Source organism: Azospirillum sp. NS33, from assembly GCF_059703765.1.
Genome location: NZ_BAAKJB010000001.1, coordinates 459,280 through 472,819, shown reverse-complemented (window position 1 = coordinate 472,819; position 13,540 = coordinate 459,280). Strand labels below are relative to the sequence as shown.

Annotated in this window: 9 protein-coding genes; 3 read left to right on the top strand and 6 right to left on the bottom strand. The window is 73.1% G+C overall.

The features are described from left to right. Nucleotides 1-19: 19 nt before the first annotated feature. From AC6H2I_RS02185 to AC6H2I_RS02175, 3 genes are read right to left on the bottom strand one after another with little or no spacing between them, the layout of a single operon-like run. On the bottom strand, nucleotides 20-1,012 hold the full coding sequence (locus AC6H2I_RS02185) for a catalase family protein (RefSeq protein ID WP_497498915.1): 993 nt from the start codon (nucleotides 1,010-1,012) through the stop codon (nucleotides 20-22). Next, complete coding sequence (locus tag AC6H2I_RS02180) at nucleotides 1,009-2,058, bottom strand: sulfotransferase (RefSeq protein ID WP_497498914.1); 1,050 nt, start codon at nucleotides 2,056-2,058, stop codon at nucleotides 1,009-1,011. The genes AC6H2I_RS02185 and AC6H2I_RS02180 overlap by 4 nt, the downstream gene beginning before the upstream one ends. Continuing rightward, entirely contained in the window at nucleotides 2,055-3,227 is a 1,173-nt protein-coding gene (locus AC6H2I_RS02175; RefSeq protein WP_497498913.1) for an oxygenase MpaB family protein, read from the bottom strand. The genes AC6H2I_RS02180 and AC6H2I_RS02175 overlap by 4 nt, the downstream gene beginning before the upstream one ends. Before the next feature lie 236 nt (nucleotides 3,228-3,463). On the opposite strand from AC6H2I_RS02175, the gene AC6H2I_RS02170 reads away from it, so the two are divergent. Both AC6H2I_RS02170 and AC6H2I_RS02165 read left to right on the top strand, forming a co-directional pair. Then, a complete protein-coding gene (locus AC6H2I_RS02170) occupies nucleotides 3,464-6,445 on the top strand; it encodes a pentapeptide repeat-containing protein (RefSeq protein WP_497498912.1) in 2,982 nt (993 codons plus the stop codon). A 342-nt stretch (nucleotides 6,446-6,787) separates the two neighbouring features. Next, the gene (locus tag AC6H2I_RS02165) at nucleotides 6,788-7,375 is read left to right on the top strand and encodes a Uma2 family endonuclease (RefSeq protein WP_497498911.1); all 588 of its coding nucleotides are present in this window, start codon (nucleotides 6,788-6,790) and stop codon (nucleotides 7,373-7,375) included. A 39-nt stretch (nucleotides 7,376-7,414) separates the two neighbouring features. On the opposite strand, the gene AC6H2I_RS02160 is transcribed toward AC6H2I_RS02165, so the two are convergent. The 3 genes from AC6H2I_RS02160 to glnK all read right to left on the bottom strand — a co-directional run bounded on the left by AC6H2I_RS02160 (nucleotide 7,415) and on the right by glnK (nucleotide 11,896). Next, nucleotides 7,415-9,973, bottom strand: a complete 2,559-nt coding sequence (locus AC6H2I_RS02160) for an FtsK/SpoIIIE family DNA translocase (RefSeq protein WP_497498910.1) — start codon at nucleotides 9,971-9,973, stop codon at nucleotides 7,415-7,417. Nucleotides 9,974-10,036: 63 nt separating this feature from the next. After that, entirely contained in the window at nucleotides 10,037-11,284 is a 1,248-nt protein-coding gene (locus AC6H2I_RS02155; protein ID WP_497498909.1) for an aminotransferase class I/II-fold pyridoxal phosphate-dependent enzyme, read from the bottom strand. 273 nt (nucleotides 11,285-11,557) lie between these two features. After that, nucleotides 11,558-11,896, bottom strand: coding sequence for a P-II family nitrogen regulator (gene glnK, locus AC6H2I_RS02150; protein WP_497498908.1), 339 nt, complete (start codon nucleotides 11,894-11,896; stop codon nucleotides 11,558-11,560). A gap of 333 nt (nucleotides 11,897-12,229) precedes the next feature. Here glnK and AC6H2I_RS02145 point away from each other — a divergent pair, with 333 nt between their 5' ends. After that, complete coding sequence (locus tag AC6H2I_RS02145) at nucleotides 12,230-13,519, top strand: UbiH/UbiF/VisC/COQ6 family ubiquinone biosynthesis hydroxylase (RefSeq protein WP_497498907.1); 1,290 nt, start codon at nucleotides 12,230-12,232, stop codon at nucleotides 13,517-13,519. The last annotated feature ends 21 nt before the right edge of the window (nucleotides 13,520-13,540 follow it).

Here is a 13,540-nt window from a genome sequence, read left to right as displayed (position 1 = left end):
CAAGCCATCTCCATGCCGCTCACCCCGCGCCCGTCGCCGGGAACCGGCCGTCGGCCCCGCGATCCCCCGCGGAGGCCGCGTAGGCCGCCCGCCGCAGCGCGTTGATGGAGCCCAGCGGCTCGTGCGCCGCCAGGGCGTTCCACGGATTGAACGCCAGCCGGTCGCCGAGGGCGAGGCCGTCCGCCACCGCCTGGGCCGGCAGCTCCAGGTGGGCGACGCGCAGCACCGGCCCGCCCCAGGGAACGCCCGCCGCGTCGAGGGGGTCGGCCTCGCCGCGGCGTGGCTGGATCAGGAAATCGAAGCCCAGCGGCCCGACGTCCAACGCGGCCTGGAGCCGCTCGGCGAAGCTGCGCCCGCGCGGCCGGGGGCGCGCCAGGGTGGCGGCGTCCGGCCGGCACTGGAACTTCATGGCGCCTTCGCCCAGCCGGTAGGGAACGACGCTGTGGAACGACAGCCGCGCCAGGTCGCGGCGGCGCGCATGGCCCAGCCCGGTCGCCAGCATCAGCGCCAGGTAGTGCCAGCGCGTCCGCCAGGGCCGCAGCCCCGGCACCAGATACGACGGCGCGACCAGGCGCCAGGGGGTGACCGCGCCGACGCCGTCGATGGCCTGGAAGAAGGCGACCGCCTCCGCCGCGTCGCGCGCCGGCGTCCTCGGCTGGTCCGTCATCAGGAAGTCCTGCTGGCCGGGCGGCGCGCCCGCGCAGACCGGCTCCGCCACCCCGGACAGCTTGATCGCCATGCCGCGGGCGTCGGGCTGCCGGTCGTCGGCCAGCAGCCCGCTGGAAAAGCGCACCAGCGCCGGATAGGCGCCGGGGGCGGCGAACAGCCCCTGGCGCAGGGCCGGGTCGTCGGGCGGCTCGACCCGGAAGGTGCCGCTGAGGCAGGCGTGCGCCTTCTCGTGGAAGAACCGCGGCAGCGATCCGTCGGCGCGCGGCCGCTGGAAGTTGCGCCGGAACAGCGCCACCAGGGTGTCCCCCGCGGCGTCGAGGGGGCAGCCGCCGTTCCCGGTCATCGCGCGTAGCCCAGCCGGTCGAGGCCCGGCCCGCACGCCTCGGTCAGGGCCCGCAGGTCGTCGGGCGGCAGGCTGCGGTGCCTGGCCGTGGCCGGCCGGGGCACCGCCGAGGCCGCGTCCAGCCACGCCTCGTCCTCCAGCGCCGGGGCGATGAAGCGGATCAGCCGGCGCAGGGTGTCGCGCGGCGCGTTCTGCAGGTCCTCGACCCGCAGGTTGAGCAGGCGGTCGGGCGGCAGCCCGCCCAGCGCGGCGTCGCCGGCCTCGATCAGGTCGCTCCACAGCCGGCCGAAGGCGGCCAGCGGCAGCCCCTCGGCGGCAAGGCGCCGGGTGTCCAGGACTCGCAGCATCGCCCGGTAGGCCAGGGCCTCGGCGTGGCCGACGGTCGGCTGGCGCACCCGCGCCCAGGGGTCGAGACCAAGGCGCCGGCAGGCCATGCCCAGCCCCGCCAGCACCCGGAAATTATGGTGCTTGGCCATGGACAGGGCGGTGTCGCGGCCGTCGCGGTAGACGTGGACGACGCGCGCCTCGGGAAACAGCCGCAGCAGCTTGGCGGCGATCATCAGCGAGCCGCCGGAGCGCTCCACCCACACCGAGCGGCCGAAGCGCACGCGCAAATGCTCGAACAGGGCCCGGTACTGGTCGGCCAGCGGCCGGCGCGGCCAGCTGCGCACCACCGGTTCCAGCGCGTCATAGAGCGCCTCGTGCTCCGCCGTCAGGTGCGGCAGCGTCACCGCCATGATCGGCGGCATGGTCCGGGCGGTGAAGCGGGCGCCGGGGGCGTCGTAGGGGTAGATCGCCTCCTCCACCACCTGGCCGTCGCGCAGGGTGGCGCGCATGGCCGGGCCCTGCCGGCTCAGCAGCCGCCACATCCGTTCGCCGTCCGGGGTCTTCCAGACGAAGGCCTCCTGCCCCAGCGGAACGGAGAATTCCGACAGGCTCAGAACGCCGGGGTGCCGGTTGAGCAGTCCGGACACCATGGTGGAGCCGCACCGCCCCGTGCTGAGGATCAGCACCGGCGCGATCGGCGCGGCGGCGGGGTCGCTCACAGCGGCGCATCCTTCTCGGCGTGGAGGTGTTCGGGCAGACGGTAGCTGATGCCGCCGGCGTCGTGGAACGACACCTCCAGCATGCGCTGGAACTGACCGGCCCGCCGCCGCCGGCCGAGCGCCGGGGCCAGGCGGTAGAGCCAGCGTTCCGCCCGGTTGGTCCAGCGCAGGGTCGCCAGCACGCCGAAGGTGCGGGTGCGCGGATAGCGCAGCTGGTCGGCCAGGGCATCGCCGATGAGCGCGCGCGAGACGGAGTAGATGCGCCGCGCCAGCGCCTTGCGCGCCGCCGGCTCGGCAAAGCCGGCCACCACCGGTGCGGAGTTGATGAGGCCGTTGGCGAGCAGGATCGACTCCAGGTGCGGCGGCGGCTCGCACAGGGCGCCGATGCGCTGGAGGTGCAGCGCCGCCGCCTCGTCGCGGAACAACAGCTCCGGATCGACCCCCATGAGGTGACCGGAATAGCGCCAGATCATCATGAAGGAGTCGCGCTCCTCCCGGCTCAGCGCCACCCCCAGCATGCGGGCCCGTGCCAGCAGCAGGCCGGAAAAGGCGGCGGTGGCGAAGGCCATGTGCGCCGAACTGAGCGGGGTCCCCCAGGCGTCGGCCTCCCACTCCTCGGACCGGGCGAGCAGGTGGCGCACCCGGGCGTGGACCAGCCGGATGCGCACCGACAGTTTCCAGCCCTCGCCCTGGCGGTCGAGGCCGCCGGGCATGAAGATTTCCACCAGGTGCAGGTTGTTCTGCTTGAGCCGCCGCACCCCCTGGTCCACCAGCCGGCCGGTGATGCTGAAGGACTTGGCGATGAGGGTGGAGAACCCCTCGATCAGCACCGCGCCGACGAAGGCGCCGAGGAACATCTCGGAATGGCGGTGGAACGCCCGGCAACCGGCCACCGCCGCCGCGGGGTCGTACCAGTCTGGCACCCGCTCGGCGTCGGCGAAGAAGGCGCGCACCGCCTCCGGCGCATCGGCCAGGGCCGCCGGCCCCTCCTCGATCCCCCGCTTCATCCACCGCCGCTGCGTCTCCGGCGGATGGTGCTGGAACGCCACAACGACCGCGTCGGCCGCGGGATCGCCGATGGTGGTGTGCCGCACGTAGAGCGCCGCCAGCTCCGGATCCATGCGCGACGCGGCGGCCAGTCCGGGGCCGTACTCGGTGGGAACGAACATGCGGGGAAGCGGTCCGGCGTCGTGACGAGGCGGGGCGAGGACGGCGCCATGGTGCCTCAAGACGCCCCAAGCGGCAACGTCGCAGCGCCCACACTTTGCCAACGATGATTGCAACGGACCGAGGAAGGACATTGATTGGTTGCCAGACCATCCGGAGCGCTGTCGCACCGCCGCCGGGTTGCGCGCCCGAGTGCCCCTCACTACGATCGCGTCGTGGTTTTCGCCCGGAGGCCGGTATGGCGTTGCAGGTGGCGTGGTCCAAGCTCGTACCCGGATTTCTCAAGATCGGCGTGCACGCCAAAGCGGGCAACCCGGTCGGCGTCATCACCGGTGCCATCGACACCGCCTCGGCCATCTCCTGGAGCGGCCCCGCCGCCCCGACGGCCGAGGAGGGCGCCCGCCTGCTGCTCCAGCGGGCCGCCTACGCCGCCGCCATGCGCACCATCGCCCGCTTCGCCCGGACGGCGCCGGTGCTGGCGGCCGAGGCCGACCCGGCGGAGATGGAGGCCGAGCTTGCCGGCCTCGCCCAAGACGACGCGGCGACGGTCGAACTGAGTCTCACCGCCTTCGCCCACCCAGAGACCTGGCCGGCGCTGGACCTCATGGCCGCGGCCTTCGCCCGCTGGCAGCGGGCGTGCGCGGTGGCGGACGAGGCACGCGCGCCGATGCGCCGCGCCTTCCGCGACGAGGTCCCGCTGGCTCTGCAAAGTGAGCTGCGGGACGAGGCAAAGCAGGCGGACTACGCCGCACTGGTCGCCGAGCTGAATCGTGACACGCCGGTCGACGAGGCGGCGGACCGCGCCCGCCAATGGATGGCGTACCGGGCCGGCCTCATCGACGCCGTGCACGCGCCGCTGCGCTCCCTCGACGACGAGACGATCCCGCGCTACGCGCTGAGCGACCTCTACGTTCCGCTGCGCGCCGCCGTCGGACACGACTCGGCGCCACCGTCCATCCGCCGCGACAGCCGCGGTGCCGAGTCCGCGGACCGCAAACGGGAGATCGTCTGGCTCCACGACGCGTTGTCGGCATGGATCGCCGCGGCCCGGCGGGACGACCCCATCCGCGTGCTGGCCGGCGATCCCGGCGCCGGCAAGTCGAGCGCCTGCGCCATGCTCGCCGCCGACCTCGCGCGCCAGGGCCGGCGGGTGCTGCTGGTGCCACTGGGCCGGCTCGACTACACGGGCGATTCCTGGACCGAGCTGTCACGCCACGTCGCCGACACGCTGGGACACGACGCGCTCGAAGAGTTGGGGCGGGATGGTGGCGAGCCGCTGGTGCTGATCCTCGACGGGCTGGACGAACTGGCCAAGGCCGGCGAGGGCGCGGCCGAGGTGGCGTCCCGCTTTGCCGGTGGGCTGGAACGCCGCGTCCTGCACATCAACGGGGCTGCCTGCCGGCTGCTGTTGCTGCTGGCCGGGCGGCCCGGAGCGGCCGCGGCGGCCGATGCGCTGGCGCGGGCCGGCGACACCCGTCTGGACGTCCTGCGCTACGTCCTGCCACGGGCGGACAAGGCACGGTTTGTGGAAGGGCCGCTCACCAGCCTCGACCAGCGCGTGGACTGGTGGCGGCGCTTCGACTCCCGGGGCATGCCCCCCCTGCTTGCCAAGCATCCGAAACTGGCGGATCTGACGGCACAGCCCCTGCTCAACTGGCTGCTGGCACAAATCCTGACATTGGAAGGGCCGGAGAAGGCGGCGACCGTCGCGGGTATCCATGACCTTTACAGCCGGCTGTTCGGCCATGTCCTCGACCGCGTCCATCGCGAACGGCATGCCGAGGCCATGGACGGCATCGCCCGCCCTCCGCTGGAGCGGATTCTCGAGGAAGCCGCCGTCGCCGTCTGGCACAGCGGCGACCGAATCGTCCCCTTGCCGGACGTCGTGGCGCGGTTGGAGACGGAGGGGCTGGCCGCCGACCTCGAACGCATCACCAGCACGCGGACCGGCTCACTGTCGACCGTGCTGGACAGCTTCTTCTGCCGGTCCCACAGCGGTACCCGCGAAAAGGTGATGGAGTTCACCCACAAGAGCTTCTCGGAGTTCCTGGCGGCCCGCCGCATCGTCCGGGAGATCGCCGGCCTCGCCGCTGACCTGGACCGCCCGGCGAGCCGCCGCCACACGGACGCGGCCTTGCGGGCGTGGATGGACCTGTGCGGACCGGCGGCGGTCGACAAGGACCTGATGGAGATGATCCAGGCGGAGGTCGCCGCGCCTCCGCAAGCCGGCGGGCCGAAAAAGGACGTCGCGCTCTGGCGCCGGACGTTCACCGCGCTGTTCCAGGAGGCCGTCGACCAGGGCATGCCGTGGCCGGGCGACGCCAACGAACGCGCTCGCGCCGCCGAGCGCCGCGTCCGCAACGCCGAGGTCGCCCTTCTGATCGCCCTCGACGCCACCCTACGGCCCAGTGCGGACGCAGATGACCGGCTGGTTTCGATCGATTGGTCGGTCACCTCCGCCGTCGACACACTGCATCGTCTCATCGGCCCCGCACAGTCCATGACGACGGCCCACCTTGCGCTTGGCCGGCTCGACCTGAGCGGGGCGAACCTGGCCTGGGCAAACCTGATCGGGGCCAACCTGAGCAGAGCCAATTTGGCCGGCGCCGATCTGCTCCGGGCCAATCTCTTCGAAGCCGACCTCAGCGGGGCCAACCTCAGCGGGGCCGACCTCAGCGACGCCGACCTGAGCTATGCCACCCTCACGAGAGCCGACTTCACCGGGGCTGACCTGGGCGATGCCGACCTGAGCGGCGCTGACCTGACCGAGGCCGACCTCAGCGGGGCCAACCTCAGCGATGCCGAACTCAGATTCGCCGACCTCAGCGGGGTCAAGCTCGGCGGGAGTAAACTCAGCGGGGCCAATCTCAGCGAGGCCATACTCAGAAAAACCAACCTCACCGGGGCCAACCTCAGGGAGGCCAACCTCAGCGATGCCGACCTCGGCGAGGCAACACTGAGCGATGCCAACCTCAGCGAGGCCAACCTCAGTGGCGCCGACTTCAGTGGAGCCGACCTCTGCGAGGCCGACCTCAGCGGAGCCAACCTCAGAGGAGCCAACCTCAGCGGAGCCAACCTCAGCGAGGCCAACCTCAGCGATGCCAACCTCAGCGATGCCAACCTCAGCGAGGCCAACCTCAGCGATGCCAACCTCAGCGAGGCCAACCTCAGCGATGCCAACCTCAGCGGGGCCAACCTCAATGGAGCCAAGAGGACCTGAAAAAGTGGAGAAGAGCATCACCCCCGGGCGCTGACCTTCATCGGGACCCATCGTCCTGACGCCGGGCATTGGCGAATGCATCGCCACGCCGTCCCCGGGCGCCGCATTGCCACCTCGTCAGATCGCCGAACACACCCTTATTCCAACACGCGCCTTCTCTCCCCCGGCCGCCGCAGGCGGCCCAATGTCTCGATCACGCTGCCAGGGGACGTCCCATGCCCGGCCACCTGGCGGGAGCCAGGGTCACGGGCTCCGCGCCATCACGCTCGTGCCGTTGCCGTCCGTCTTGAAGCACCGCAGCGCCGGGCGCATCCTGCGAACCGCACGGCGGAGGAGAACGGCATGCCGGAGGCGGCGCGGCGCATCGAGCCGGTGACCCTGGACGCATTCGACGCCATGGATTTCGGTGACCGGCGGGCCGAGCTGATCGCCGGCGCGGTGGTGGTCGCCCAGGCGTTTCCCACCCCGCGGCATGGACAGATCACGGCGCAGGCCGGCGCCGCCCTGGTCCGTGCCGTTGACGACGCGGACGCGCGCCGCCGGGTCGAAACCGGCACCGGGATCGACGTCCGGCTGGAGCGGGACTTCCGCATCGGGCCGGAGGTGCTGGTGCGCTGCGGCGGGGGGCCGCCGCCCGGCGAACCGGTGCTGGTGCTGGTGCTGGAGGTGCTGTCGCCGTCCAACAGCGCCTCGGAGATGCTGCACACGCTGCGGGCCTATCAGGCGGTGGCGACCATCACCGACATCCTGTTCCTGGAACAGGATCGCATCCACGCCGAGCATTGGAGCCGGCCGGCCGCAGGCACCTGGGGCGCGGCGGAGCACCTGATGGGGCCACAGGCGGTCGTCCGGCTGCCGTGGCCCGGCGCCACGCTCCCGCTGGCCGCCGTGTACCGGCGGGTGCTGGAGGACGACGCGGCGGCGTCGTGAGGAGGCGGAAGCCCGACACCGTCAGGCTTCCCCGCCCCGTCACTCCTCGATGTCGCGCGCCAGCACCTCGCGCTTGCCGGCGTGGTTGGGCTTGCTGACCACCCCTTCGGCCTCCATGCGCTCGATCAGCCGGGCGGCGGAGTTGTAGCCGATGCGCAGCTGGCGCTGGATGAAGGACGTGGAGGCCTTGCGCTCGCGGCAGACGATGGCCACCGCCTTGTCGTACATCTCGTCGCCGCTGGAACCGCCAGCCCCACCGCCCCCGCCGCCGCCCAGCTCGCCGCCGGAGGACTCCTCGTCCTCCTCGGTGATGGCGTCGACGTAGCTGGGCTCGCCCTGGCTCTTCAGGAACTTCACCACCTGCTCGACCTCGCCGTCGGAGACGAAGGGACCGTGGACCCGGGTGATGCGGCCGCCGCCGGCCATGTAGAGCATGTCGCCCTGGCCCAGCAGCTGCTCCGCCCCCTGCTCGCCTAGGATGGTGCGGCTGTCGATCTTGGAGGTCACCTGGAAGGAGATGCGGGTCGGGAAGTTGGCCTTGATGGTGCCGGTGATGACGTCGACCGAGGGGCGCTGGGTCGCCATGATCAGGTGGATGCCGGCGGCCCGGGCCATCTGGGCCAGGCGCTGGATCGCCGCCTCGATGTCCTTGCCGGCCACCAGCATCAGATCGGCCATCTCGTCGACGATGACGACGATGTAGGGCAGCTCCGTCAGGTCCAGCGGCTGCTCCTCGAACAGCGGCTTGCCGGTGTCGGGGTCGAAGCCGGTCTGGACGCGCCGGGTCAGGGATTCGCCGCCGGCCCGGGCCTCGCGCAGGCGGGCGTTGTAGCCCTCGATGTTGCGCACCCCCAGCTTGGACATGTTGCGGTAGCGGTCCTCCATCTCCCGCACCGTCCACTTCAGGGCCACCACCGCCTTCTTGGGGTCCGTCACCACCGGCGCCAGCAGGTGGGGGATGCCCTCGTAGACCGACAGCTCCAGCATCTTGGGGTCGATCATGATGAAGCGGCAGCGCTCGGGCGGCAGCCGGTAGAGCAGCGACAGGATCATCGTGTTGATCGCCACCGACTTGCCCGAGCCGGTCGTGCCGGCCACCAGCAGGTGGGGGAAGCGGGCGAGGTCGGCCACCACCGGCTGGCCGCCGATGTCCTTGCCGAGCGCCAGGGCCAGCTTGGCCTGGCTGCGCTCGAACATCTCCGCCGCCATCAGTTCGCGCAGCAGCACCGTCTCACGCCGGGCGTTGGGCAGCTCCACGCCGATGACGTTGCGGCCGGGCACCACGGCCACGCGCACCGACACCACGCTCATGGTGCGGGCGATGTCGTCGGCCAGGCCGATGACCCGCGACGACTTGGTGCCGGGCGCCGGCTCCAGCTCGTAGAGCGTCACCACCGGGCCGGGGTGGACCTTCTGGACCTCGCCGCGCACGCCGAAATCGGCCAGCACCCCCTCCAGCTTCTCGGCGTTGACGCGCAGCGTCTCCTCGTCGACCCGGTCGGCCCGGCCCGGGGCCGCGGCCGGCTGCAGCAGGTTCAGCGGCGGCAGCTCGTAGCCGGCCTCCTCCGGCTCCAGGTGCAGGCTGGCCTGGCGGCGGTCGGGACCGGACGGCCGGGCTGGCGTGGCGGCGGCGGGCGTCACCACCGGCACCGGCCGCGGCCGCCGCCCCGCAGCCACAGGGGTGTCATCGTCACCTGCGTCGCCATCCTCCGCGTCGCCGTCGCGGTCATCCCCCGTGCGGGTGGCCGTCAACGGTGCGTCCTCCGAGGGCCGGTCCCCCGTGGCGTCCCCGGTGGCGTCCCCTGCGGCGTCCTCAGCGCTGAAGGCGGGATCCGGGCGCTCGTCGAAGCGCGGCGCGCGCGGGCCGAGGGCGTCGCCGGCGGCGCTGCCCGCGGCCCGGGCGGCGCTGGCGCCGTGGCGCCCGACGACGACGGCGCCGCTGCGCGCCGCCCGGCCGGCCGCCCCGGCCAGGCCGCCCACGGCGCGCACGCCGCCCAGCCATTCGCGCGGCGAGACGCCGGAGGCGGCGAACAGCAGCAGCGCCGCGAGCCCCGTGGCGACCGCGGACACCGTGGCCGTGCCGACCGACTGCGGCAGGGCACCGGCCAGCCCGTGCAGCAGCAGCACGCCGGCGCTGCCGCCCGGAAGACCGAGCGGTGCCCCCTCCATGCCCGAGCCGGCGAAGGCCACCGCCGCCACCGCCACCCCGACCAGCCCGAGGCCAATGCGCACGGCCGGCCGGCGCACCGGCCGCTGGCGGGCCAGCCGCCAGCCCCAGGCGAGCGGCAGCAGGGCCAGCAGCCACGACGCCCACCCCAGGCCCTGCATCAGAAGGTCGGCCAGCCAGGCACCGGGTCCGCCCAGCAGGTTGGTCACCGTGCCGCCGCCGACGCTGTTCCACGACGGATCGGCCGGGCTGTAGCTGCCGATCACCAGCATCAGGACCAGCGCCACGCCGGCCAGCGCCGCCCCCGCCAGCTCGCAGGCGCGGGCGGCGACGACGGCGCGGGCGGCGGGCGACAGCAGGGGCCGCCGGTCCGGCCGCGCGGCCGCGGCGCGGCCGGCGGAAGCGGGGGAGGCACTGCGGCGGCTGCTCATGGTGCGGGCCCTGGGTGGTGTCGCGAGGTCGGTGCGGCGCGGTCGTGTGTCACGGGGTGCCGGTCAGCCGAGGATGCGGGCGATCGCCGCGCAGGCGTCGCCCACCACCCCGGCCTCGTGCACCAGGGCGACGCGGATGAAGGCGGCGCCCGGATTTTCCTGCCCCGGTGCGGCGCCGGACAGATAGGCCCCCGGCAACACCCGGATCGCCCCCTCCTGCCACAGCCGCCGGGTCGCCGCCTCGCCGTCCCCCACGTCCAGCCACAGGAAGAAGCCGCCGTCGGGCCGGCGGTAGCCGAAGCGGCCCTGCAGGGCCGCTTCGGCCGCCTCGAACTTGGCGCGGTAGCGGGCGCGGTTCTCCTCGACATGGGCCTCGTCGCGCCACAGCGCCGTGGCCGCCGCCAAGCTCGGCAGCGGCGTTCCGGCGTTGGCGTAGCTGCGCAGGCGGGCGAAGCGCCGGATCAGGGCGGGATCGCCGGCGACGAAGCCGGACCGCAGGCCGGCGGCGTTGGAGCGCTTGGACAGCGAATGGAACACCAGGACATTGGCGAACAGCCCGTCCGCGCCCACCGGCGGCAGCGTCGCGGCGACCTGCAGCGCGCCGGCCGGCGGGCGGTCGAGCCAGATCTCGCTGTAGCACTCATCGACCGCCAGCACGAAGCCATGGCGCCGGGCCAGGGTGATGGCCCTGGCCAGGTAGGCCGCGTCGGCCGCAGCGCCCTGCGGGTTGGACGGGGTGCACAGGAACATCAGCGCCGTGCGGTCCAGCAACTCGGGCGCCAGGGCGTCGAGGTCGGGCAGGAATCCGGTGGCGCGGGTCGACGGCAGGAACACCGCCTCGGCGCCCGCCAGCACCGCCCCGCCCTCGTAGACGGCGTAGAACGGGTTGGGCACCAGCACGGCGGGGGGACGGCCCGCCGTGCTCTCGGGCACCGCCATCAGGCTGGCGAGGAACAGGGCCTCGCGGGTGCCCGCCACCGGCAGCACCATGGACTCGGCGTCGAGCGCGCCGGGCGGCAGGGCGAAGCGGCGGGTCAGCCAGTCGCCGACGGCGGCGCGGAACTCCGGCGTGCCGGCCAGCGGCGGGTACTTGCCCCAGAGATGGGCGTTGGCGGCCAGGGTGTCGGCGATCAGCGACGGCGGGGCGTGCTGCGGTTCGCCGATCGACATGATGACCGGCGCCACATTGGCGCGCGGAGCCACGCCGGCCAGCAGGCCGGCCAAGCGGGTGAACGGGTAGTCGCTCAACCGGTCGAGCCGGTCGTTGCCCAACGCACGCTCGTGCGCCGGGCCGGAGGCCTGGGTCGCCATGTCGCCGAACAGATCCGCGGTGGTTGGTCCTCGCCCCCGGGGTCCGGGCCCCGCGCGGAGCGGCCCCGGCGAGCCTCCGGGGCTCGCGCGGCGCACGGCGGAGTCTACCGGCGGTACCCCGCCGGCACAAGCGCCCTGCCGGTCACCGCCGCCGCGGCCACGCAGCCGTGCCCAGGTGCGGTGCCGGGACCCATCCGTGTCGACCGGACGGGTCCCCCTCCGCGTCCCGATCCGATCGCCCCCGGCGGTCGCCGGGGCCGACGGACCGTCGGATCAGAGGGCCTCGCCGTCGGTCTCCCCGGTGCGGATGCGCACGGCCTGGGCGATCTCCAGCATGAAGATCTTGCCGTCGCCGATCCGGCCGGTGTTGGCCGCCTTCTGAATGGCCTCGACCACCTGCTCCGCCTGGTCGTCGGAGACCGCGACCTCGATCTTCACCTTGGGCAGGAAGCTCACCGAATACTCCGCACCGCGGTAGATCTCGGTCTGGCCCTTCTGGCGGCCGAAGCCCTTGACCTCGCTGACCGTGAGGCCCTGGATGCCCAGCGACGTCAGCGCCTCGCGCACCTCGTCCAGCTTGAACGGCTTGATGATGGCCATAACGAGTTTCATCTGGCTCCCCTTCGATTCGTTGGTCCGCCCCCGCCCGCGACGGGGCCGGCGGCGTGGCACCGCACACCCGGAGATGGCCTCCGGGGGCGGCGGCGCCGCGGCGTTGTCCGGGCGATGTCGCCCCGACCGTATTACCACGGATTACAAGAATCGTGCCGTCCCCGCGACGCCGTGATTCCGGGCAGGGCCGCATGGGTAGGATGACGCGCTTTCCAGCACATGGCTAGTTTTTGTGCATTTTCGGTCGACCACCCTCCCATCCACTGGACAAGCGGGCGGCACCGGCCGATTGTGACGGCGCTATCCCCCCGGAACGGAAGGACACGCGCCACGATGAGCGAGACGGGCAAGGCGGACGGCGGCGGCGTGGAGGCCGGCGGCGTGGAGACCGGCGGCGCGGAGGTGATCGCGACCGAGGTGGTGGTGCTGGGCGGCGGGCTGGCCGGCCTGACCATGGCGGCGGCCCTGGCGACCGCCGGAGTGCCCGTGGTGTGCATCGACCGCGACGACCCGGACGACCAGGCCCGCGACGACTTCGACATCCGCACCACCGCCATCGCCTACGCGTCCCGCAAGGTGCTGGAGGGGGCGGGCGTGTGGCCGCATCTTGCGCCGGCCGCCGGGCCGATCCTGGACATCCGGGTGGCCGACCAGTTCTCCCCGCTGTTCCTCCACTACGACCACCGCGAGCTGTCGGTGGACGGGTCGCCCCAGCCCTTCGGCTGGATCATCGACAACAAGGATATCCGCCGCGCCCTGTTCGCCCGGGCGCGGGCGCTGCCCGGGCTGCGCCACCTCGCCCCGGCGCGCGCCACCCGGATCGAGCGCGACCGCAGCGGCGCCCGGGTCGTTCTGGCCGACGGACGGACGGTGCGGGCGCGCCTGGTGGTGGGCGCCGACGGGCGCGGGTCCCTGGCGCGCGAGACCGCGGGCATCAAGGTCCGGCGCTGGGCCTACGCCCAGAGCGCCATGATCTGCACCATCCGGCACTCCGAACCGCACAATGGCGTGGCCGTGGAGCACTTCCTGCCCACCGGGCCCTTCGCCGTGCTGCCGATGACGGGCAACCGCTCCTCGATCGTGTGGAGCGAGTCGTCGTCGCTGACTGACCTCTACCTGGGGCTCCCCGACGACCAGTTCATCGCCGAGCTGGACCGCCGCTCCGGCGGCTATCTCGGCAACATCGAACTGCTGACCCGCCGCGAGGCCTGGCCGCTGTCGGTGCTGCTGGCGGAGTCCTTCGCCGCCCCGCGCATCGCCCTGGTCGGCGAATCCGCCCACGCCATCCACCCCATCGCCGGCCAGGGGCTGAACCTCAGCCTGCGCGACGTGGCGGCCCTGGCCGAGGTGGTGGTGGATGCCTGGCGACTCGGCCTGGACGTCGGCGGGAGCGACGTGCTGGCCCGCTACCAGCGCTGGCGCCGCTTCGACACGGTGCTGCTGGCGGCGGTGTGCGACGCGCTGGTGCACCTGTTCTCCAACGACATCGGCCCGGTCAAGCTGGCCCGCGACCTCGGCATGGCGGCGATCAACCGGCTGCCGCCGCTCAAGCGGTTCTTCATGCGCCACGCCATGGGTGTGGTCGGCGACCTGCCGCGGATGGTGCGCGGCGTGCCGCTGTAAGCCGGCCGGCCGGCCGGATCG